At 70.0% G+C, this 22,805-nt stretch carries 18 protein-coding genes and 1 pseudogene; 13 read left to right on the top strand and 6 right to left on the bottom strand.

Annotated features, from left to right (window positions below):
- Positions 1 to 33: 33 nt before the first annotated feature.
- A complete protein-coding gene (locus X946_RS12560) occupies positions 34 to 972 on the top strand; it encodes a LysR substrate-binding domain-containing protein (RefSeq protein WP_038747906.1) in 939 nt (312 codons plus the stop codon).
- Positions 973 to 1,156: 184 nt separating this feature from the next.
- Entirely contained in the window at positions 1,157 to 1,489 is a 333-nt protein-coding gene (locus X946_RS12555; RefSeq protein WP_038747902.1) for a DUF2322 family protein, read from the top strand.
- Positions 1,490 to 1,550: 61 nt separating this feature from the next.
- Here the strand turns inward: X946_RS12555 and X946_RS12550 are convergent, their stop codons facing one another.
- Complete coding sequence (locus X946_RS12550) at positions 1,551 to 3,488, bottom strand: M66 family metalloprotease (protein ID WP_152611704.1); 1,938 nt, start codon at positions 3,486 to 3,488, stop codon at positions 1,551 to 1,553.
- Positions 3,489 to 3,811: 323 nt separating this feature from the next.
- Here X946_RS12550 and X946_RS33715 point away from each other — a divergent pair, with 323 nt between their 5' ends.
- Positions 3,812 to 4,132: a hypothetical protein gene (locus X946_RS33715; protein WP_152611703.1), complete on the top strand. Its 321-nt coding sequence runs from the start codon at positions 3,812 to 3,814 to the stop codon at positions 4,130 to 4,132.
- Between the two features lie 937 nt (positions 4,133 to 5,069).
- On the opposite strand, the gene X946_RS33710 is transcribed toward X946_RS33715, so the two are convergent.
- Positions 5,070 to 5,321, bottom strand: a complete 252-nt coding sequence (locus tag X946_RS33710; RefSeq protein ID WP_152611702.1) for a hypothetical protein — start codon at positions 5,319 to 5,321, stop codon at positions 5,070 to 5,072.
- A gap of 59 nt (positions 5,322 to 5,380) precedes the next feature.
- Between X946_RS33710 and X946_RS12545 the strand changes: the two genes are divergently transcribed.
- The 8 genes and pseudogenes from X946_RS12545 (at position 5,381) to X946_RS12500 (ending at position 16,041) form a co-directional block, all read left to right on the top strand.
- The gene (locus X946_RS12545) at positions 5,381 to 6,538 is read left to right on the top strand and encodes an iron-containing alcohol dehydrogenase (RefSeq protein ID WP_038747899.1); all 1,158 of its coding nucleotides are present in this window, start codon (positions 5,381 to 5,383) and stop codon (positions 6,536 to 6,538) included.
- 82 nt (positions 6,539 to 6,620) lie between these two features.
- Positions 6,621 to 7,658 carry an NADP-dependent oxidoreductase gene (locus X946_RS12540; protein WP_038747897.1) on the top strand — a complete coding sequence of 346 codons (1,038 nt, stop codon included), beginning with the start codon at positions 6,621 to 6,623 and terminating at the stop codon, positions 7,656 to 7,658.
- 846 nt (positions 7,659 to 8,504) lie between these two features.
- On the top strand, positions 8,505 to 8,960 hold the full coding sequence (locus X946_RS12530; protein WP_038747894.1) for a (2Fe-2S)-binding protein: 456 nt from the start codon (positions 8,505 to 8,507) through the stop codon (positions 8,958 to 8,960).
- Position 8,961: 1 nt separating this feature from the next.
- The gene (locus X946_RS12525) at positions 8,962 to 11,202 is read left to right on the top strand and encodes a xanthine dehydrogenase family protein molybdopterin-binding subunit (RefSeq protein WP_038747891.1); all 2,241 of its coding nucleotides are present in this window, start codon (positions 8,962 to 8,964) and stop codon (positions 11,200 to 11,202) included.
- 15 nt (positions 11,203 to 11,217) lie between these two features.
- Complete coding sequence (locus X946_RS12520) at positions 11,218 to 12,516, top strand: c-type cytochrome (RefSeq protein WP_052145074.1); 1,299 nt, start codon at positions 11,218 to 11,220, stop codon at positions 12,514 to 12,516.
- Between the two features lie 593 nt (positions 12,517 to 13,109).
- A complete protein-coding gene (locus tag X946_RS12510; protein ID WP_038747886.1) occupies positions 13,110 to 14,525 on the top strand; it encodes a CoA transferase in 1,416 nt (471 codons plus the stop codon).
- A gap of 148 nt (positions 14,526 to 14,673) precedes the next feature.
- Positions 14,674 to 15,037, top strand: a pseudogene (locus X946_RS12505) (aspartate/glutamate racemase family protein); the annotation flags it as partial.
- Between the two features lie 104 nt (positions 15,038 to 15,141).
- Positions 15,142 to 16,041 (top strand): LysR family transcriptional regulator, encoded by a 900-nt coding sequence (locus tag X946_RS12500; protein ID WP_038747884.1) that lies wholly within the window; start codon positions 15,142 to 15,144, stop codon positions 16,039 to 16,041.
- 333 nt (positions 16,042 to 16,374) lie between these two features.
- On the opposite strand, the gene X946_RS12490 is transcribed toward X946_RS12500, so the two are convergent.
- The 4 genes from X946_RS12490 to X946_RS12475 form a co-directional block, all read right to left on the bottom strand.
- Positions 16,375 to 17,187: a glycine betaine ABC transporter substrate-binding protein gene (locus X946_RS12490; RefSeq protein ID WP_038747880.1), complete on the bottom strand. Its 813-nt coding sequence runs from the start codon at positions 17,185 to 17,187 to the stop codon at positions 16,375 to 16,377.
- Positions 17,188 to 17,244: 57 nt separating this feature from the next.
- Positions 17,245 to 18,258, bottom strand: a complete 1,014-nt coding sequence (locus tag X946_RS12485; RefSeq protein WP_038747877.1) for a zinc-binding alcohol dehydrogenase family protein — start codon at positions 18,256 to 18,258, stop codon at positions 17,245 to 17,247.
- Between the two features lie 121 nt (positions 18,259 to 18,379).
- Positions 18,380 to 18,883, bottom strand: a complete 504-nt coding sequence (locus X946_RS12480; protein ID WP_152611700.1) for a hypothetical protein — start codon at positions 18,881 to 18,883, stop codon at positions 18,380 to 18,382.
- An 82-nt stretch (positions 18,884 to 18,965) separates the two neighbouring features.
- Positions 18,966 to 19,937: a LysR family transcriptional regulator gene (locus tag X946_RS12475; protein WP_186448656.1), complete on the bottom strand. Its 972-nt coding sequence runs from the start codon at positions 19,935 to 19,937 to the stop codon at positions 18,966 to 18,968.
- 168 nt (positions 19,938 to 20,105) lie between these two features.
- Here X946_RS12475 and X946_RS12470 point away from each other — a divergent pair, with 168 nt between their 5' ends.
- Positions 20,106 to 21,425, top strand: a complete 1,320-nt coding sequence (locus tag X946_RS12470; protein WP_038747872.1) for an MFS transporter — start codon at positions 20,106 to 20,108, stop codon at positions 21,423 to 21,425.
- 22 nt (positions 21,426 to 21,447) lie between these two features.
- Complete coding sequence (locus tag X946_RS12465; RefSeq protein WP_038747869.1) at positions 21,448 to 22,794, top strand: Zn-dependent hydrolase; 1,347 nt, start codon at positions 21,448 to 21,450, stop codon at positions 22,792 to 22,794.
- The last annotated feature ends 11 nt before the right edge of the window (positions 22,795 to 22,805 follow it).

Below are 22,805 nucleotides of genomic sequence, written 5' to 3'. Positions count from 1 at the left end.
ATACTGAACGCGCGATAACCAAATGGAAACGCCATGCGAAGCCGGGACGAGCAGCTGTTGGCCGCGTTGACGCAGCGGCTGAAAGCGCGGCACTTCGTGCTGCTGTCGTCGATTCATCGCCATCGCACGCTGCGCAAGGTGGCCGACGAGATGAACCTCAGCCAGCCGGCGATCACGAAGGCGTTGCAGGAACTGGAGGAGATCGTCGGCGCGGCGCTCTTCGAGCGGACCGCGCGAGGGCTCGTGCCGACGCCGGCCGCCGACATGCTCGTGTCGCGAAGCGCCGCCTTCCTGGCGGATCTGCGCAATCTCGCGGGCGATCTCACGGCGATCGAGGACGGCTTTCACGGCGTCGTGAGGATCGGCGTCATCCATTTCATTGCGTACGGCATCCTGACGAAAGCGATGGATGCGCTGCGGGAGCGCGGATTCAACTATCGCTTCGCGGTGCGCGACGGCGACACCGATACGGTGGTCGGCATGCTGCGGCGTCACGAGATCGACTGCGCGATCGCGCGGCTCACGCACGAAAGCGCCGGCGAGATCGAGCAGGAGGTCCTCTACGTTCAGCAGCCCGTACTGCTTTCGAGCCGCGGCTACCGCGCTCCGAAGGGCCGGGGCGCGACGATCGACGCGGTCGCCGGCGCGCAATGGGTCCTGCCGCCGAAGGCCACGCCGACGCGGCGCGCGTTCGACGAGATGCTCGTCAGGCGCGGCGTCGTGATCGGCGAGCCGCTCGTCGAAACGACGTCGGTGACGGTCATCGAGGCCGTGCTGGCCGCGAACGACGAAGCCGTCACGATGCTGCCGCGCGACCTGGCGGAGGAAGTCGCGCACGGCGGCGCGTGCCGCATCCTGCCGATCGATCTCGATTTCGCGCTGCCGGCCGTGTGCCTCGTCACGCGGCAGGACATGGCGGGCGACCGGACGCTCGACGCGCTCAAGCGCGCGATCCGGGCGGCCGCGGCGTAGCGGCGCGGCGGCGCGAACGACGTGTTCCGGATGCTTTGCGGATGGGGGCGACGCGCATCGGGGCGACGTCGGCGAGCTGCCCGCCGATGAGCCGCTCCGGCGCCGCGTATGCGTCATGCATGCGCACGCGATCGGCTAAGATACGCCCCGCCGAACTTTTCCCCGACCATACGGAGCGACAGCAGTGATTCAGCCGACCCGCGCATTCAAGGACAACCTCGCCCAATTGCCCGCCATCGACGGCATCGAGCGCATCGATCTCGTCGACGCGAAGGGCGCGGTGGTGGCGAGCATCGAGAACAAGCCGGGCAAGCAGGGCTCGCTGGCCGTGTATCACTATCTGCGCGAGACGTTCGGCGCGCTCGACGCCGACGCCGCCGAGCACGGCCTCGCGGTGTTCGCCGAGCACACCGCCGATGCGCGCGACCGTCCGGGCGCGCATCCGAACGTCGACCGGCTGCTCGCGATCGCGGCGGGCGGCGAGGCGCTGCGCATCGACGTCGTCGCGCGAGCCTGAACGGTGCGCCGCGCGCCCGGGCTTCGCGTCGGGCCGCGCCGCGCGCCCGAGCGCCGCGACGTCACCGGCTGAGCAGCACGGTCGGATTCGCGGGCATGCCGTTCCACACCGTCGGCGTGTCGAGCAGCTCGATCTTGCCGATGGGCTGGTCGCCCGGCACGTTGATCGCCCACACGCGCAAGCTGCTGCCGCTGAGCGGATTGGCCGCGTTGGCGTTGTCGACGGTGGGCGTCCACCACGCACGGAATCCGCCCTGCAGCACGCGATACGCGCGGCTGCCGTCCGCATACGTGACGCGCAGCGTGTAGTCGCAGCCGCTGCCTTTGCAGTACCACGGATACGTGCCCTTATCGACGGTGATCGCCTGGCGGTCCGCCGCGGAGGTCGGATCGAACGTCGCGATCAGGTTCCCCGTGTACGTGAACGGCGGATAGATGTACGACGCGCCCGCCGAACCGGCCTTGCTGAAGCTCACGATGATCGTGTGCACCGGCACGCCGGTTCGCACGGGCAGATTCTGGTTGACGCCGTAGAGCCCCTTGCCGTCGGTCGTCGGCGTGTACGGCGCGCGCGCCTGCGCGGCCGCGTCCCACTTGCTGTAGCCGCTGGGCGAAGCGGGATCGATCAGCACGCGCGATTCGATCCATGCCTGCATCCGGCCCGTGTTGTAGTCCGAGAACGTCGCGAACTTGTAGCCGCTCGATTGATCGCCGGCGCCGCTTTGCATGGGGTCCTGCTTGTAGCAGCGGCCCTGCGCGTCGACCTGATGCGAGCTCGCGCACTTCGCATGGCTCGACGCGGTGGCGGGCACGAGCACGTCGAGGAACTCGCGGCGGTTCGGGTCGTAGCCCCACGCCGATCCGTTCAGGCTGCCGCCCGCGTACGGATAGGCGCCCTTCGCATATTCGTCTCCCGCGTGGCCGAGGCCGAACGCGTGCCCCTGTTCGTGAATGAAGATGCCGGTGTAACGATGATCGCCGACCGACGCGCCCGAGCCGACGCCGCCCAGTCCGCCGCCGAGGTTCGCGAACTTCCCGCTCGAATTCAGCGCGAGCAGCGGCGCGTAGTACTGATCGTTGAGTGCGCCGTCGCCGTTCGCGGTGCGCATGCTCGAAATCAGCGTGAGCATCGCGCTCATCACGCCGTAGCCGTCCTTCTGCTGATCGAGCGCGGTGACCGCATAGGCGGGCTGAGCCGCGCCGGCGCGGTCGGCGCGCGGACCGACGACGACCGTCGCGAGGCTGAAGCGCCCGGCCGGGTGCGTGCGGACCTTCACGTCCGACGTCGGCCATTTCGCGGAGATCTCCTGCTGCGTGGCGGCGTCGGGCGCCTGCGTCGCGGACAGCGGCGGCGAATTGGCGTCGTCGGCGCCGAACAGATAGAACGGCAGGATCGTCAGTTGCACGTCGGCGTCGGTGCCGAACACCGGGGCCTGTGCGACGCTCGGCGTGTAGTTGGCCGCCGACACGCTGAACGAGACGCCCGGCACCATCCACGCGGCGGGCACGACGGCGCTCCAGCGGTCGCCCGCATACGCGCGGCCGTTGGACTCGGTCGGCGGCAGCGCGGACGGCGGGTTCAGCGCCAGCGCGCCGAGCTTCGCGCCGTTGCGCCACGCTTGCAGGACGGGCTGCGCGGCGTCCGCCTGGCCGATGGCGACCAATGCGAGCGCGTCGCGCCCGCCGATCAGGCGAAGCCTCGCGCTGGCATTCGGGAGCGCCCAGCTCAAGCCGCCGCTCGGCACCACGTGAGTCTGCGCGAATTCCAGCTTGTCGATCGAGATCTGCCCGATCGACGTGCTGCTGGAAGGCGGCGTGGGCGTGACGCCCGGCGTATTGCCGGCCGTTTCGGGGGCGTTCGTCGTCGCGGGCGCGGCGGGCGCGGCGGCGCCGTTCGCATTCGACGCATCGGAGGAGCCGTCGCCTCCGCACGCGGCGAGCAGCAGGGCGGAAAGCGAAGCGGCGAGGGCGGCTCGCGACGTGATGCGAGTGGTCGTCATGTGCGTTGTGTCGTTGTTGGAAAAGGGGTGGTGGAGCGTGTGCGGCGGATCGGCCGTCGGTCGGGCCGGGGCCGGGACGGCGGTCTTCTCGCGCGCGTCGTTTCTCGTTTCTCGAATCGATTCGATTCGATTCGGCCCGGCTCGGCTCGGCTCGTTTCGAAGCGCCGCCGTCACCGCGGCATCGGCACCGGATGCGCGGACGCGGCGTCGATCGGGAAGGCTGAAGCGTGCCGTGACGTCGGCGCGGGCGTGTTCTTCATTTGCTCTGTACTCCGGATGACATGCGGAACGTGAAATCCTGCGCATGATAAACGCAACGCATCGTGAAGATATTGACGCGTCGTGCATGTCGTCGCGCGGTGCCCGATGGTCGATGGTCGATGGTCGTCGCGGATGTCGAAAACGGGGCGCGCCGTTCAGACATGTTCGGCATGTCCAAGCATGGCCTGCGGCGAGCGTGCGATGCGCGCATTCGACGAAGCCCGCGTCGCAGCGCATGGCGCATGAGCGATTGCGCGTCGGTCGGCACGGTTTCGTCGCGCGCCGTGGCGATCATCGTGGGCGATCGGATTCGAACGAGATCGCGCAGGCGCCTGGTCATGGCGCGCCGGCTAATCGGCGGCGATCTGTGCGATGGCGAATGATCGATTGCCGGGCGCGGTGTGCGCCGTGAATCTCGAGCGCGTCGTTTCCGCGAGCAAGCGGCGGCGGCCGCATCGAGCGTGATTGCCGATTCTTGGATCGATGCGCGGGATCGTTCGGACGACTTGTCGGCGTGGGCGTCGAATGCGGGAGACGGCGGGCGGTTCGGCTCGAATGGTCGGTGCGCGAGCGCCGCTTTTCACGCGGGCGGCGCGCACCCGAGCGACGCGCGTGGCCCGCCGCGGCAGCGGCGAGATGGGCGCTCATTGGCCGCTCATGGGCGCGATTCGGCTGCGGCCGTGCGGGCTTCCGCGACATCCGATGTCGATCTAGACGACCGGTCTAATTGTGCTATGATGCGCGCCATGATCTTTCGCTCGACTGCGCACGTGCGCCGCGCGTCCTGAACGCCGCGACGCGAGGCCGATCGCGCTTCCGCACTGGGTTTCGGCGGGCTGGCTCGAGCGAAATGCTCGCGGCGGAGGACATCCCGAAAGAGGTGCTCCGCCGCTGCCTCGATTTGACGGAGGCTTTGTAGGAAGCGTTCGGCGGAGCGCGGCCCGGCGCCTGTTCAGGCGGCTGCCTCGCGCGTCTCGCGCGCGGCTGGCCGGCCGGGGCGGGCGCGGTGCACTCGAGGCGCGCGCAGGCGCAACGGGCCGAACACTCGGCACGGCGACGATCCGGAGCGCAAACGTGCGTGGCGGCGAAATTCGGCGCGAAGATGGCGGGTATCCCGGCGACGATGCGGAGTGTGTTGACGCGCGGCTTCGACGCTGGCCGCGAATCGTCGCGCGTTACGCGGCCAGCGTCGAAGCCGTGCGCGCTGATGGTTCGCTCGAGCGGATCGCACGCCGGTGCACGGCGGCCTGCGGCGCTGCGTTGGCAGGCTGTTGAAAAGCCGGCTTGCGAGGTGCTCGCACGTGGTTTTCGGGGATGGTCTCACCCCTTGCCCGAGTCGCACGAGCGGTTTGTCGTGCGTTCCGAGAGGTCGACAAGTTGTGTTTTGCCGCCCCGTCGCGGAAAGAACTTCAACGGCGCGCCAGGCACGGTGGCCCGGCGGTGGCGACGCGGCATCGAAACGATGCCGCGCAGCTGGAGGCCGCTTGAAGCCGTGGCGGCGGCGACGTCGCCGCGCATGGATGTGCCGCAGCCGAGTCGTCGATCGGCTGGGCATCGAAGCAAGGCGCGCATGAGCGTGCCTCCTTTTGAGTCCGCTTATAGACGACTGGTCTACTTTTGATGGAGCAAACATGCAGAATTTCGATTTCTACAATCCGACCCGGATCGTCTTCGGCGAGAACACCGTTGCGCGGCTGAACGAGCTGCTGCCGGCCGCGGCCCGCGTGCTCGTGCTGTACGGCGGCGAGAGCGCGCGCAGCAACGGCACGCTCGACGAGGTCCGCGCCGCGCTCGGCGCGCGCGACGTGCGCGAGTTCGGCGGGATCGAGCCGAATCCGACCTACGAGACGCTGATGAAGGCGGTCGAGCTGGTGCGGAGCGAGCGCGTCGATTTTCTGCTCGCGGTCGGCGGCGGATCGGTGATCGACGGCACGAAGTTCGTCGCGGCCGCCGTGCCGTTCGCGGGCGATCCGTGGAGCATCCTCGAGACGCACGGCGCGAACGTCGCGGCCGCGCTGCCGTTCGGCAGCGTGCTGACGTTGCCCGCCACCGGCTCGGAGATGAACAGCGGCGCGGTCGTCACGCGCCGCGCGACGCACGCGAAGCTCGCGTTCCGCCACCCGCTTGTGTTCCCGAAATTCTCGATCCTCGATCCGACGAAGACGTACACGCTGCCGCCGCGGCAAGTCGCGAACGGCGTCGTCGACGCGTTCACGCACATCGTCGAGCAGTATCTGACGTATCCGGCCGACGGCCTCGCGCAGGACCGCTTCGCCGAGGGCCTCTTGCAGACGCTGATCGAGATCGGCCCGAGGGCGATTGCCGAGCCGCACGACTACGCGATCCGCGCGAACCTGATGTGGGTCGCGACGCTCGCGCTGAACGGGCTGATCGGCGCGGGCGTGCCGCAGGACTGGGCGACGCACATGGTCGGCCACGAACTCACCGCGCGCTACGACATCGATCACGCGCGCACGCTCGCCGTCGTGCTGCCGTCGATGCTCCAGGTGCGGCGCGACGCGAAGCGTGCGAAGCTGTTGCAGTACGCGGCGCGCGTGTGGAACATCGTCGACGGCGCCGAGGACGAGCGCATCGACGCGGCGATCGAGCGCACGCGCGCGTTCTTCGAGAGCCTCGACGTGAAGACTCGCCTTGCCGACTACGGCGTGGGCGCCGACGCGATCGACGGTCTCGTCGCGCAGCTCGATGCGCACGGCATGACGCAGCTCGGCGAGCGCAGGGACGTCACGCTCGACGTGAGCCGCCGCGTGCTCGAGGCAAGCCTGTGATTCCAAGCCGCTTCGAATCGTCGAAGCTCGGCGGCGTGCGCCGCACGCCAATGCCCCTCGTTTCATTTCAATGGAGATTCCTATGCCGCAAAGCCAGACGACGAACCGCAGGATCGTTCTGAATTCGCGCCCGAAAGGCGCGCCCACGCCCGAGAATTTCCGCGTCGAGACGACGGCGGTGCCGACGCCCGCTCAGGGCGAGGTGCTGCTGCGCACGGTGTGGCTGTCGCTCGATCCGTACATGCGCGGCCGCATGAGCGACGCGCCATCGTATGCGCCGCCCGTCGAGATCGGCGGCGTGATGGTGGGCGGGACGGTGAGCCGCGTCGTCTCGTCGACCGTGCCCGCGTTTCGCGAAGGCGACCTCGTGCTGTCGAGCGCCGGCTGGCAGGATTACGCGCTGTCCGACGGCGCTGACCTGATGCCGCTCGCCGGCATCGCGCATCCGTCGCAGGCGCTCGGCGTGCTCGGGATGCCCGGCTTCACCGCTTACTTCGGATTGCTGGAGATCGGCCGGCCGAAGGCGGGCGAGACGGTCGTCGTCGCGGCGGCGAGCGGCGCGGTCGGCTCGGTCGTCGGGCAGATCGCGAAGCTGAAGGGCTGCCGGGTCGTCGGCATCGCGGGCGGCGCCGACAAGTGCCGCTACGTGACGCAGACGCTCGGCTTCGACGCGTGCGTCGACCATCGCGCTCCGGATGTGGCCGAGCAGCTCGCGGCCGCGTGCCCGAACGGCATCGACGTGTATTTCGAGAACGTCGGCGGCGCGGTGTTCGACGCGGTGCTGCCGCTGCTGAACGATCGCGCGCGCGTGCCCGTCTGCGGGCTGATCGCCCACTACAACGACAGCGCGCTGCCGCCGGGGCCGAATCGTTTGCCGCTGCTGATGTCGAGCGTGCTGCGCAAGCGGATCAGCATGCAGGGCTTCATCATCCTCGATCACTACGCGGACGTTTATCCGGCATTCCTGAAGGAAATGGGCGAGTGGGTCGCGCAGGGCAAGGTGCAGCTTCGCGAGGACGTCGTCGACGGGCTCGAGGCGGCGCCGCAGACGCTGATCGGACTGCTCGGCGGGAAGAACTTCGGCAAGGTCGTCGTGCGCGTGGGGCCCGACGCGCCGTGAGTTCGGCCGCGCGAGCGCCGGGATGAAGGTTCGGCGCTCGCGTTCGAGCCGCCGCCTCGGATGTCGCGCGGATTCATGCGATGCGGAGGCGTGCGGAGGCGTGCAGAGGCGTGCGGGGAGGCGAATCGCCGGACCGCGGTCCGGATTGGCATCGAGAACGATCATGGCGCGCGGTGTCCTTGCAAGCCTGATCCCGACGCCCCAGCGCATCGGCGCGGCGGCGGGATTGTGCCGGACCGCGGCCGCGACGCGCGCCGAACCGGGCAATCGCCGCTGCGATCTGTTTCGTCAGGCCGACGGCGTGCCGGGTCTTCATATGCTCGGGATCGACGGCGACGAGGCCGCGCCCGAAGCGCGCCGCGCGAGCGCGCATTCCGTCGCGTATCGGAAGAGGGCGGCTGAATGGCTGGCGCAGCCGCCCGCCGTGACGGCGCTGACGGCCGTAGCAGCCGTGAGTCGGCGGCCCGGCGCGACAACCCGTGCGAACCGCGTTGCGGCGGGCAGGCGGCGCTCGTCGCGATCGCCTTGCGCGGGCTCGCCGCGCCGGTGACCGGGCGGCATCGGAGTCGAGCCGCCACGCATGCCCGCCGTCGGCGCGGCGCGTGGAAGGCCGCGGTTTTTCCGCGTTTGCCGGCCCTCGCTCGTCGCTGCGCAGGATGTCGCCCCGCGCGATGCGCCGATCCGGTCGAGCCGACATGCGGGCGTGCGCCGCACCGTTTTCGTGCGTTGTCGTGCCGATCCGTCGCGCCCGCACGGGCCGAGACTGCAGCAATTTCGCAATAGGTTCAATATGCGCGAGTTGCTGCTCGCCATTCGAAATCCCCACTCGTCATTGCCGGAGTCCGCATGACCGACTTGAACATCAACGGCGCGACCCATGCGGTCGACGCCCCCGCCGACATGCCGCTCCTCTGGGTGCTGCGCGATCTCGTCGGCCTGACCGGCACGAAATTCGGCTGCGGCATCGCGCAATGCGGCGCGTGCACCGTGCATCTCGACGGCGTCGCGGTGCGCTCGTGCGTGCTGCCCGTCGCCTCGGTCGGCGGCAGGAAAATCACGACGATCGAAGCGGTCGGCGCGACGCCGGCGGGGCAGAAGATTCAGCAGGCGTGGCGCGAGCTCGACGTCGTCCAGTGCGGCTATTGCCAGTCCGGCCAGGTGATGGCGGCCGCGGCGCTGCTCGCGTCGAACCCGAACCCGACCGACGCGGACATCGACGCGGCGATGACGGGCAACCTCTGCCGCTGCGGCACGTACAACCGGATACGCGCGGCGATCAAGCACGCGGCGAAGGGGGCCTGACATGTCGCGCGGACTGATCGAAGCAGGCAGGGCGCACGCGGCCGAGGCGGCGCGCGGCGCGGGCGTGTCGCGGCGCGATTTCCTGAAATACGGGATGACGCTCGGCGCGGCGGCGGGCGGCGGCCTGCTGCTCGGCTTCAGCGTGCCCGCCGCGGGCGGCGACGCCCGCCGCTCGGTGATCGGCGGCGACGCGATCGAGACGCCCCGAAACGGCGTGTTCGCGCCGAACGCGTTCGTGCAGATCGACCGCACGGGCACGGTCACGCTCGTGATGCCGAAGGTCGAGATGGGCCAGGGCGTCTACACGTCGATTCCGATGCTGATCGCCGAGGAGCTCGAGGTGCCGCTCGCGAGCGTGACGCTCGACCACGCGCCGCCGAACGCGAAGCTGTTTCTCGATCCGCTGCTCGGCGGCCAGCTGACGGGCGGCTCGACGTCGATCCGCTATGCGTGGGAGCCGATGCGCCGCGCGGGCGCGGCCGCGCGCACGCTGCTCGTCGCGGCGGCGGCGCGGCAGTGGAAGGTCGATCCGGCGTCGTGCCGCGCGCAAGGCGGCGAAGTGCTGCATCCGGCCAGCGGGCGGCGCGCGTCGTACGGGCAGCTCGCCGACGCGGCCGCGAAGCTGCCCGTGCCGAAGGACGTCGCGCTGAAGCAGCCCGAGGACTTCAAGCTGATCGGCAAGCCCGTCAAGCGGCTCGATTCGCCGGAGAAAATCGACGGCACCGCGCAGTTCGGGCTCGACGTGCGCGTGCCGGGCATGCTGTACGCGGTGATCGTCAACAGCCCGGTGTTCGGCGGCAAGGTCGCGCACGTCGACGATCGCGCCGCGAAGCAGGTGCCGGGCGTGCGGCAGGTGGTCGTCGCGGACGACGCGGTCGCGGTCGTCGGCGATCACACGTGGGCCGCGAAGCGCGGCGCGTCGGCGCTGCAGGTTCAATGGAACGAAGGCGCGGGCGCGCGCGTGTCGATGCGCGACATCGTCGCCGATCTCGCGCGCGCGGCCGACAGCGGCAAGGGCGCGGTCGCGCGCAAGGACGGCGACGTCGAGCATGCGTTTTCGAACGCGAAGACGCGCGTCGACGCGGTCTACGAGCAGCCGTTCCTCGCGCACGCGACGATGGAGCCCGTGAACTGCACGGTGCACGTGCGCCCGGACGGCTGCGAGCTCTGGACGGGCACGCAGGTGCCGACGCGCGCGGTCGACGCGGCCGCGAGCGTGACCGGCCTGCCGGCCGACAAGATCGTGCTGCACAACCATCTGTTGGGCGGCGGCTTCGGCCGGCGGCTCGAGACCGACATGGTGCGGCAGGCGGTCAAGATCGCGAAGCAGGTGAGCGCGCCGGTGAAGGTGGTCTGGACTCGCGAGGAGGACATCCGTCACGACATGTACCGGCCCTACTACTACGACCGCATTTCGGCGGGGCTCGACGCGAACGGCAAGCCGGTCGCGTGGCGGCACCGGATCGTCGGCTCGTCGATTCTCGCGCGCTTCGCGCCGCCCGCGGTCAAGGACGGCGTCGATCCGGACGCGGTCGAGGTCGCCGCCGAATTGCCGTACGACCTGCCGAACCAGCTCGTCGACTACGTGCGCCAGGAGCCGCGCCACGTGCCGACCGCGTTCTGGCGCGGCGTCGGGCCGACGCGCGGCACGTTCGTCGTCGAGAGCTTCATCGACGAGCTCGCCGCGCAGACGAAGACCGATCCCGTTGCCTACCGCCGCGCGCTGCTCGGCAAGTCGCCGCGCGCGCGCAACGTGCTCGACGTCGCCGCGAAGGCGGCGGGCTGGGGCGCGTCGCTGCCGAAGGGGCAGGGGCGCGGCGTATCGGTGATGCATGCGTTCGGCAGCTTCTTCTCGATGGTCGCGGACGTATCCGTCGACGACGGCGAGGTGAGCGTGAAGCGCATCGTGTGCGCGGTCGACTGCGGGATGGTGGTGAATCCGGACACGATCGAGGCGCAGGTGCAGGGCGGCATCATCTTCGGGATCACGGGCGCGCTGTACGGCGAGATCACGATCGAGGACGGCCGCGTCGAGCAGGGCAACTTCACCGACTACCGGATGCTGCGGATCGATCAGACGCCGCAAATTGACGTGCACATCGTGAAGAGCGGCGAAGCGCCGGGCGGGATCGGCGAGCCGGGCACGGCGGCGCTCGGCGCCGCGCTCACGAACGCGATCCATGCGGCGACGGGCAAGCGCCTGCGCAAGCTGCCGGTCGGCAGCCAGCTGAAAACCGCCTGAACGCCGAGGACTCCGATGATTCGTACTGGAAACAAGTTCAAGCGCGCCGCGCAGGCGCTCGGCGCGATGCTCGCGGCGCTCGCGGTGAGCACGGGCGCGCGCGCCGCCTCGCCCGACGACGCGCTTGTCGCGCGCGGCGCGTACCTCGCGAAGGCGGGCGACTGCATCGCGTGCCATACGGCCGCGCGCGGCAAGCCGTTCGCGGGCGGCCTGCCGATGGAAACGCCGATGGGCGCGATCTATGCGACCAACATCACGCCGGACCCGGAAACGGGGATCGGCGGCTACAGCGAGACGGACTTCGCGCGCGCGTTGCGCGAGGGCGTCGCGAAGGACGGCCACAACCTGTATCCGGCGATGCCTTATCCGTCGTACGCGAAGCTCGCCGACGGCGACGTGAAGGCGCTCTACGCGTATTTCATGCATGGCGTCGAACCGGTGAAGCAGGCGAATCGCGCGCCGGACATTCCGTGGCCGCTCGGCATGCGCTGGCCGCTGAAGATCTGGAACGCGGTGTTTCTCGACACGGGCGCGTATCGCGACAAGCCGGGCAAGGACGCGACGTGGAATCGCGGCGCGTACCTCGTGCAGGGGCTCGGCCACTGCGGCTCGTGCCACACGCCGCGCGGCGTCGGCTTCCAGGAGAAGGCGCTCGACGAGAGCGGGCCGGCGTATCTGTCCGGCGCGCTGATCGACAACTGGTTCGCGTCGAACCTGACGGGCGAGCACAACGTCGGGCTCGGCCGATGGACCGAAGCGGACCTCGCGCAGTTCCTGAAGACGGGCGCGAACCGGCATGCGAGCGCGTTCGGCTCGATGACGAGCGTGATCAATCACAGCACGCAGGCGCTGAGCGAAGCGGATCTGGCCGCGATCGCGCGCTATCTGAAATCGCTGCCGGCGGCGGGCGGCACGGGCGCGCCGCCTTATCGCCACGACGCGGCCGCGACGCAGGCGCTGCTCGCGCGGCCGGCCGACGATGCGGGCGCGAAGGTGTACGCCGCGTACTGCATGCACTGCCACGGCGTCGACGGCCACGCGTTCGCGCCGCTGCTCGCGCCGCTCGCCGGCAATCCGAACGTGCTCGAGTCGAACGCGGCGTCGCTGATCAACGTCACGCTGAACGGCACCGACGATCTCGTGATCGACGGGCTGCCGGCCGCCTATCCGATGCCGAAGTTCGCGCACGTGCTGACCGACCGGCAGATCGCCGACGTGCTGACGTTCATGCGCGCCGGCTGGAACAACGGCGCGCCCGCGGTGCGCCCGGCCGACGTCGCGAAGCTGAGGAAGGCGACGCAGGCGTCGCGCTGACGGCGGCGGCGCGACGCGCGCGGAGTGCGGCGGCGGACCCGTCGCCGGTTCGCCGCAACGGGCGCTCATCGTCGAAGACGAAACGATGCGCGCACGGGGTGCGCCGAAAGGGTCGCGACGCGCGCGCCGGTTCAAGCGAACGAGCAAAGCGGACGAGTAATGCGGATATAAAGTCAACGTATAGCGGAGCGCCGCGCGTTCGTCGTCCTGATTCGGGGAGTCGACATCGAAGTTCAGATCGCCGAAAAAATGGAAATCGATTAGGCGAATCGGAATTCGATGTGCATTTCAATATCGCGCCACGGAAGACGCATGACGCATTGCCATGATCGATGCGGCGCGATTCGCGTGCCCGCCTGGGAGCGGCGGCGGGCGTCGCCGCTTTCGCCGCATCGGCCCGGAAGCGGGAATCCCGCGCCCGGAGCCCGCGGGCCCGAATAGGGACGCTCGATCGCCCGACGGCCGCACATCCGGATTCGTTTTAAAAGAAGATGCGGACGAATTAAAAAATAACTTGATTCCCGGAATCAACGTTGACACTCGATATTCGCCGGCAATAATCTTGCCGTGATCTCTTCAAATCGGGGAAGTCAATGTCCGATCTCTCTTCGTCGTCGCAATCCGAACAATCCGGCCGTGCGCGCACCGCCGCGTATTTGCACGAAATCTGGCGGGCCGCGAACGGCGATCTCGCCGCCCTGCATGCGTTGAATTTCAGCGGCACGGGCGTGCTGCCGTCGGCGTTTCCGGTCACCGATTTCGCATCGGCCGCGATCGGCGCGGCGAGCGTCGCGGTCGCCGAACTCGTGCATCGCGCGACCGGCAAGCTGCCCGGCGTGCGCGTGGATCGCCGCCGTGCGTCGCTGTGGTTCGGCGCGTCGCTGCGGCCGCGCGGCTGGGACATGCCGCCGCCGTGGGATGCGATCGCGGGCGACTATCGCACGGCCGACGGCTGGATCAGGCTGCACACGAACGCGCCGCACCATCGCGCCGCCGCGCTCGCGGTGCTCGGCGCGCCGCCCGACAAGGCGGCGGTCGCGCACGCGGCCGGGCAGTGGCGCAGCGACGCGCTCGAGTCGGCCGTCGTCGAGCAGGGCGGATGCGCGGCCGCGATGCGCACGCAGGACGAATGGGCGCGACATCCGCAGGGGCTTGCAGTGCGTGCGGAGCCGCTGCTGATTCACGACGGCGTCGCGGTCGAAGGCAAGCGGCCCGCGTGGTCGCCGTCCGCCGAGCGGCCGCTGCGGGGCGTGCGCGTGCTCGATCTCACACGCATTCTGGCGGGCCCCGTCGCGACGCGCTTTCTCGCGGGCTTCGGCGCGCAGGTGCTGCGCATCGATCCGATCGGCTGGGACGAGCCGAACACGGTGCCCGAAGTCGTGCTCGGCAAGCGCTGCGCCCGCGCCGATCTGAAATCGGGCGACGGGCGCGCGCTGCTGCGCCGCCTGATCGGCGAGGCCGACGTGATGGTCCACGGCTACCGGCCCGATGCGCTCGACCGGCTCGGCTTCGATGCAGACGAACGGCGGCGGATCAATCCGGGCCTCGTCGACGTATCGCTCGACGCCTATGGCTGGAGCGGGCCGTGGCGCGGCCGCCGCGGCTTCGACAGCCTGGTGCAGACGAGCGCGGGCATCGTCGCGACGGGCATGCGCGAGGCCGGTGCCGAGCGGCCGGTGCCGCTGCCCGTGCAGGCGCTCGATCACGGCGCCGGCTATCTGCTCGCGACGGCCGCGATTCGCGGTCTCGCGCGACGGTTGGCGACAGGCGCCGGAACGAGGACGCGCGCGTCGCTCGCGCGAACGGCAGTGCTGCTCGCATCGGGTGGCTTGCAGGAAGCCGACAGGCCGGCGATCGCGCGCGAGACGGCGGGCGATCTGGCCGATTGGGTCGAGGAGACGAGTTGGGGGCCGGCGCAGCGCGTACGGGCGCCGTCCGAGGTCGAAGGCGCGCCGGTGCAATGGCCGCATCCGGCGCGCGCGCTCGGTTGGTCGCCCGCCGAGTGGTAGCGGGCGCGGACCGGCGCGGCCGTCACGGCCGCATCGGGGCATGCGCATGGATCAGGCCGTCGTGGCGAGCGGCGGCGGCGCGGGGATCGGTGTCGCGACCGCGCGGCGTTTCGCGCGGCAGCGGGCACGCGTGGCGATCGTCGGCCGCCGCGCCGACGGGCTCGCGCGCGTCGCCGGGCTGATCGGCACGCGCTTCACGATGGAGCAGGATTTCTATCGCGAGCGGATGACGTCGCTTCACGGCATCGACGTGATCGTGCCGGGCGAGCGAGAGCGGGCCGTCCGTCGTCCACGACGTGATCTACGACGAGCTCTGTCACGGCGTCGCGCGCCACGAATCGCGCGCCGCCTACCGGCGGATCATCGACGCGTTGCAGGCGGCGGGCGCCGAAGCCGTGATCCTCGGCTGCACGGAAATCACGCTGCTGATCAAGCCCGCCGATTCGGCGCTGCCGGTGTTCGACACGACCGCGCTGCACGCGCTCGCGGCGGTCGAGCTGGCGGCCGGCTGAACGGCGCGCGCAAGCCGCCGCTCGACCGCCGCACGCGTTCGCAGTACCCTTGCAGCCCGTTGCGCGCCTTTGCGCGCGTCGCTCGCCCCGACGCGCCTCACCCGATGATCCGACTCGACGACCTCGCCGTATTCGTGCTCGCCGCCGACAACGGCAGCTTGTCCGCCGCCGCGCGGCTTCTCGACGTCGCGCCGGCCGTCGCCAGCGCGGCGGTCAAGCGGCTCGAAAGCGAGCTCGACGTGCGCCTGCTCGCGCGCACGACGCGCAGCCTGCGCCTCACGCCGGACGGCGAGCGCTATCTCGCGTACGCGCGCAACGCGCTCGCCGAACTGCGCGCCGGCAAGGACGCGCTCGCGCGCGGCCGTCAGGAAGTGGGCGGCGACCTGACGCTGTCGATGCCGTCCGATTTCGGCCGCAACGTGCTGTCCGGCTGGCTCGACGAGTTTCTCGCGCTGTATCCGGCCGTGTCGCTGCACGTGCGGATCGGCGACCGGATCGTCAACCTGTTCCGTCAGCCGGTCGACGCGGTGCTGCGCTACGGCGTTCCCGACGATTCGTCGCTGATCGCGGCACCGCTCGCGCCCGACAACCGGCGCGTGCTGTGCGCATCGCCCGCTTATTTCGCGCGGCACGGCAAGCCGGCGACGCCGGACGATCTGCGCGGCCACAACTGCCTGCGCTTCGCGCTGAGCGAGCGCACGCACGACCAATGGACGTTCCATTCGGGCGACGCCGCGCACACGGTCAAGGTGACGGGCAGCCGGGCTGCCGACGACGGCGAGCTCGTGCGTCGCTGGGCGGTCGGCGGGTACGGGATTGCGTACAAGTCGCGCCTCGACGTGCTCGACGATCTGCGCGCGGGGCGTCTCGAGCCCGCGCTCGACGCGTGGACGACCGAGCCGACGCCGCTCAATCTCGTCTATACGCACCGGCTCGCGCTGTCGCCGACGCTCGCCGCGCTGCGCGACTTTCTGCGGGCGCGGATCGCTGCGTACCTTGCTTAGCGCGGCGTCGCGTGGCGCGCAGCGAGATCGCGCCGTGCGGCGCTGATTGGCATGGAGCAGCGATTGGCGCGCCTGTCCGCATCGGCCGGAGCAGGTCGATGCCGGGCGAAGCGGGGCGGTGCCGAACAGCATCGAACGGCCCGAACGGCGAGAACGGCGCGAATAGCGCGAACGGCCTGAACAGCCCGCGCAGCCCGCACAGCCCGCACAGCCCGCACAGCCCGAACAGCCCGAACAGCCCGCACAGCACGAACAGCACGAACAGCACGAACAGCACGAACAGCACGAACAGCACGAACAGCACGAACAGCACGAACAGCACGCTCAGTCCGATCAACGCGACACGGCCCCACCCGACACACGTGCCGCAAGCTCGCGCAGATACCGCTCGCCCGCTTCGCGCGGGCTGAGCCCGTCGCGCGAAATCAGATGATCGAGCCGCGTGAGCCCGGCGTTGCCCGGGCGCAGCTGCCGCAGCGCGTCGACGGCGGCGGCGGGCAGCCGCTCGCGCGCCGATTTGCGCAGCACGAGCGTCGCCGCGTCGGCGCCGCGCAGCAGCCCGCGCGGCTCGCGCAGTTCGCGTATCGCGTGACGCCAGTGCAGGTATTGCGGCCGCCACAGCGGCACGACGACCCACGCGCGTCTTGCCGCCGCCTCTTCGAACGCGTCGACGCACTGTTCGAGTGTGCCGTTCGCGAAGCGATAGCCGTGCGCGTCGAGATCGTACGTGGCGAAGATCTCGCGCGAGAAGCGCGAGATGCCCGCGCCCGGGCCGATGCCCTGGATGAGCGGCGTCATCCGCTCGACGACGTCGGTGCGCGTCAGGTCCGCGACGCTCGACACCGCGTCGGCCGGCACGTAGTCGGGCACGCCCCACAGCGCGTACGGCGCGTACATCGCGGACAAGGGCTCGAACGCGTCGGCGATCGCGTCGAAATACGCGCCGTGGCTGCCGGGCAGCCACGCGGCGCACAGCATGTCGGCCGTGCCGTCGCGCAGCAGCTCGAACGCGCCTTCGTGCGGCCGCCTGATTTCGTCGACGCGCACGCCGTGACGCGCGAGCGCCGCGATCACGATGCCCGCCGCCGCGTGATGAAAGGACAAATCGATCGTCGCGAGCGTGACGACCGGGGAAGTTCGGGTCAAGGCGATCTCCGGAGAAAAAGGCGGCGGCGCGGCGGGCCGGCCGCGCCGCCCGGCGGATCAGAAGCCTTCGAGCACGATCTTGCCGCGCGCGCGATGGCTTTCGATGAACGCGTGCGCGCGCTTCAGGTTCGCCGCATTGATCGCGCCGAAGTGTTCGCTGAACGTCGTGCGCAGCGTGCCCGCGTCGACGAGCGCCGCGACGCGATCGAGCAGCGCGTGCTGCTCGAGCTGGTCGCTCGTGCCGAACATCGAGCGCGTGAACATGAACTCCCAGTGCAGCGACGCGCTCTTCGCCTTCAGCTTGCGGAAATCGAGCAGCGCCGGATCGTCGATCAGCGCGAGCTTGCCTTGCGGCTCGAGCGCGTCGACGATCTGATCGAAGTGACGATCGGTCTGGTTCAGGCTCGCGACGTAGTCCACCCGGCCGATGCCGATTCGCTCGAGCTCGGCGGCGAGCGGCTTCGAATGGTCGATCACGTGATGCGCGCCGAGCTCGCGGGCCCACGCGGCCGTCTCGTCGCGCGACGCGGTGCCGATCACGGTGACGCCCGTCAGGCGGCGCGCGAGCTGCACGAGGATCGAGCCGACGCCGCCCGCCGCGCCGACGACGAGCAGCCGCTTGCCGGCCGCGGCGGGGCCCTCGGGGATCTGCAGGCGGTCGAACAGCAGCTCCCACGCGGTGATCGCGGTGAGCGGCAGCGCGGCCGCGTGCGCGAAGTCGAGCGAGCCCGGCATCCTGCCGACGATCCGCTCGTCGACGACGTGCAGCTCGCTGTTGGTGCCCGGGCGCGTCAGCGAGCCCGCGTACCACACGCGGTCGCCCGGCTTGAACAGCGACGCCGCGCTGCCGACGGCCAGCACGACGCCCGCCGCGTCCCAGCCGAGCACGGTCGGCTGGCCGGCTTCGGGCGGCCGGCCGGCGCGCACCTTGACGTCGACGGGATTGACCGACACCGCGCGGACTTCGACGAGCAGGTCGCGCGGGCCCGGCTGCGGGGCGGGCAGCTCGATGTCGACGAGCGAATCGGCGGCGTCGATCGGGAGGTTCTGGTAGAAGGCGATGGCTTTCATGGCGGTTCGAATCGGCGAAAAGTGAAAGGGAGCGCCGGCCGCCGCGCGCAGCGAATGCGCGCGCCGCGATGTTCGGGGCGGCGGGCGGCGCGGGGGGCGCCGCCGTCGTTGACCGTCGTTGTCAGCGGTCGTCGCGGCGCATCCGGGCGCGTTCGGTCGGCTCCGGCTGCGATGATGCGGCGCACGGCGGGCGCGTCACAGCCGGCGGGCGCGATTTCAGTTTCAACGCTGCGATGAAAATGGCCTGACGCGCGGCGAGCGGCCGCCGTTCGGCGAATGCCGACGGCGTGCGCCGCTTCGAGCGTGCGCCGCTTCGAGCGTGCGCCGCCTTGGCTTCGCGCCGATGCGTGGGCGCGGACGCGTTCATCTGCGCATCGCGCAGCGGGCCCGCCTCGAACGAACCGGCCATCGGCGGAACCTCGGCGGACCCTCCGCGGACGTTCATCGCGTTGCAACGGGCGGTGGAAACGGATCGTGCGCCGGCCAGCCGGCCGGCGTGCGCCTGCGCCGCGAAACGCGAATTTGCCGGATCGTTCTCGTTCGATCGGCGCTCGTTCGGCGAACATCGCGCGGTTGCATCGCCCGATCGCGTGCGATGCAACGCAATGCGCCGCCGCTCTTGCATCATCTGGCGCGCGACGTTCCCGCCCCGGCGCGTTCCGAGCCTCGCGCGGCCGGCCGAACCCGAGCGCGATCCGTCGCGCCGCTCAATGCAGCATCCCCAGCCGTTCCGCCATCGGATACCGCTGCACGTAGCGCTGAAACGCGTCGATGAACACTTTCTCGGCCGCGTTCATCCGGCGCTCGCGGTTCCACATCAGGAAGATCTCGACGTCGAGCAGGCCTTCTTCGGGCGGCAGGCGCCAGAGCCGCTGGCGTGCGATGTCGTCGCGCACGATGTGCTCGGGCAGGCAGCCGATGCCGTAGCCGGCGAACACGAGGCGGCGGATTTCGTCGAGGCTCGCCGACGTCGCGACGATGCGCCCGGTGAAGCCGCGCTGGTCGCGAAACACGGTGAGCGGCGCGAGCGCGTCGCCGATCTGGTCACTGGTGAACGAAACGAAATTCTCGGAGAGCAGATCCTCGATTTTCAAGGTCTGCCGGCCAAATAACTGGTGGTGACGTCCGCAAAACATTGCATAGCGTTGGCGCAAAAAACTGCGTAATTCTATTTTATCGACCGGCGTTCGGCATAATGCGAGTCCGCAAGTCGCGGTTTTTTGCAATAAAGAAGAAAGAATATCCGCTGAGCGCATGACTTCGATATGCAGATCGACGCGCGGATAAGCGCGGCGGAATTCGGCGAGAAATTCGTCGTAGACGGGCGATTCGACGCGGCTCACGCACAGCAGGCGCACCGAGCCGGTCAGCTCGCCGCCGCGGTCGTCGAGCTCGTTGTCGAGCCGCGACATGTGGCCGTAGATGTCGGTGGCGATCCGGTAGACCTCTTCTCCGGCGCGGGTCGGCAGGAACTGCGCGCCGCGCCGCTGGATCAGCGTGCGGCCGAGCGAATCCTCGAGCCGCTTGAGCGCCTGGCTCACGGCCGGCTGCGTCAGGTGCAGCCGTGCGGCCGCGCGGCTGATGCTGCGCTCCTGCATGATCGCCAGATAGGTTCGCAGCAGATTCCAGTCGAGGCGGTCCATCAGGACGCGGGAAACATGGCTTCGAATATTCGACATTTATTTTTACCCCAGAGAAACGATTCTGCATCGTAAAACTGGATTAATGAAATTTATTCTTAAGATAATAACTTAGAATTTGACCGATTAATCCCGGTGCGCGATAAAACGCCCATTTGCCGAATCCGCGCGATTCGGCGACGCGTACATTTCTGCGAGGAGATCGCATTGAACCGGGGCTTCCCACCGAGCCTGCCCGCGCGCCAGCCGCGTCGCGCGGCCGGCGCCGCGTTCGTCGGCACGATGATCGAGTGGTACGACTTCTACATCTACGCGAACGCGGCCGCGCTGGTCTTCGGCGAGCTGTTCTTCCCGTCGCGCGACTCGTTCACGAGCACGATGGCGTCGTTCGCGACGTTCGCGGTCGGCTTCTTCGCGCGGCCGCTCGGCGGGCTGCTTTTCGGCCACCTCGGCGACCGGATCGGGCGCAAGAAGGCGCTGATGGCGACGCTCGCGATGATGGGCGCGGCGACCGTCTGCGTCGGGCTGCTGCCGACCTACGAGCGCGTCGGCATGCTCGCGCCCGCGCTGCTCGTGCTGCTGCGAATCGTGCAGGGCGTCGCGGTCGGCGGCGAATGGGGCGGCGCGGTGCTGATGGCGGGCGAGCACGCGCCGCACGGGCGGCGCACGTTCTTCGCGTCGTTCGCGCAGCTCGGCAGCCCGGCCGGGCTCATCCTGTCGCTCGTCGCGTTTCGCGCGGTCGCGTCGATGGAGCACGACGCGTTCATGTCGTGGGGCTGGCGCCTGCCGTTTCTCGCGAGCATCGCGCTGCTCGCGGTGGGTGCGTTCGTGCGGCTGAAGGTCGACGAATCGCCGGAGTTCGTGCGCGAGAAGGCGATGGCGCGCACCGTTGCGCGGCCGATCGCCGAGGTGCTGCGCTCGTCGCCCGCGATGCTGTCGTTCTGCCTGTGCGCGAACACGATCGGCATCGCCGGGCTGTATTTCACGAACACGTTCATGATCGCGTTCACGACGCAGCACGTCGGCGTGACGAAATCGCTGATTCTCGATTGCCTGTTCATCGTCGCGATCATCCAGTTCGCGTCGCAGCCGATCGCCGCGTGGCTCGGCGGCAAGCTCGGCGACGCGCGCTTTCTGAAGCTCGCCGCGCTTTTCGCGATGGCGTCGCCGTATCCGATGTTCGCGCTCGTGCAGACGGGACGCCTCGCGCCGATGGTGATCGGCATCGCGCTCGCGACCGTGTTCCTCGCCGGCTTCTATTCGGTGATCGCGGGCTTCGTGAGCGGCGCGTTTCCGGCGCGCGTGCGCTACTCGGCGATCTCGATCTCGTACCAGATGTGCGGCGCGATCGCGGGCGGGCTGACGCCGCTCGCCGGCACCTGGCTCGCGCATCGCTTCGTCGGGCAGTGGTGGCCGCTCGCGGTGTTCTATACGTGCCTCGCGGCGTTGTCGCTGTTCGGCGTGATCGCGCTCGACGCGCGCAGGCAGCAGCGGGCCGACGTCGCGGACGCCGTGCTCATGCGCTGATTCGGAAAGGGAGGAGGCTGCGGTGTGGGAAATCGACGGTACGCGACTCTGGAACAGTCTGATGGATCTCGCGCGGATCGGCGGCACCGCGCGGGGCGGCGTGCGCCGGCTCGCGCTGACCGACGCCGATCGGCGCGGCCGCGAGCGCTTCGCGCAATGGTGCCGCGACGCGGGAATGACGGTGCGCGTCGATGCGATCGGCAATCTGTTCGCGCGGCGCGCCGGTGCGGATGACGCGCATCCGGCCGTGCTCGTCGGCAGCCATCTCGACACGCAGCCCGAAGGCGGGCGCTTCGACGGCGCGTACGGCGTGCTCGCCGGGCTCGAGCTCGTGCGCACGCTGAACGATCGCGGGATCGTCACCGACAAGCCGATCGAGATCGTGTCGTGGACCAACGAGGAGGGCGCGCGCTTCGCGCCGGCGATGCTCGGCTCGGCGGTGTTCGCGGGCGCGATGTCGCTCGACGCGGCGCTCGCGGTGCGCGATGCGCACGGCGTCGCGCTCGCCGACGCGCTCGACGCGTGCGGCTACCGCGATCCGCTGCGGGCCGCGTGGGCGCTCGGCCCGCATGCGCCGTGCGATCCGGAAGTGGCGCGCGTGCCGATGCGCGAGCGCGTGGATGCGTACTTCGAGGCGCACATCGAGCAGGGGCCGGTGCTGGAGCGAAACGGCACGGCGATCGGCGTCGTGACGGGCGGGCAAGCGATCCGCTGGCTCGACGCGACCGTGACGGGCGTCGCCGCGCACGCGGGCACGACGCCGATGCCGTACCGGAAGTGCGCGCTGTTCGCGAGCGCCGAGATCGCGCTCGCGCTCGAAGCGCTCGCCGCGCGCCGCGCGCCGGATGCGCTCGCGACGATCGGGCAGAGCGTGATCGAGAACGCGTCGCGCAACACGATCGCGGAGCGCGTCGCGTTCAGCGTCGATCTTCGTCATCCTGACGATGCGACGCTCGACGCGATCGAGCGCGAGCTGCGCGACGCGTGCGCGCACATCGCCGCGCGCCGCGGCGTGGCGGTCGACATCCGCTCGCATTGGTCGAGTCCCGCGACGCCGTTCGACCCCGCGTGCGTCGCGCTCGTCGAGGCGGCCGCGCGCCGCTGCGGTTACACGCACGAGCGGATCGTGAGCGGCGCCGGACACGACGCGATTCATCTCGCGCGCTGCGTGCCGGCGGCGATGGTGTTCATTCCGTGCGTCGGCGGGCTGTCGCACAACGCGGCCGAGCGCGCGCTGCCCGAGCACGTCGCGGCGGGCGGGAACGTGCTGCTCGACGCGGTGCTCGCGCGCGCCGGCGTGCATGCGCAAACGGCTCGACCCGCGAGGCCGGCGCACGTGCGCGCCGACATCGCGGCGCAACTGCATTGACGATCGATCCG

Origin of the sequence: Burkholderia sp. ABCPW 111, assembly GCF_000773065.1 — a bacterium.
In the GTDB taxonomy this organism is placed as follows: domain Bacteria; phylum Pseudomonadota; class Gammaproteobacteria; order Burkholderiales; family Burkholderiaceae; genus Burkholderia; species Burkholderia savannae.
Note: the sequence above shows the minus strand (reverse complement) of the source record. Positions and strands in the feature narration are given on the sequence as shown.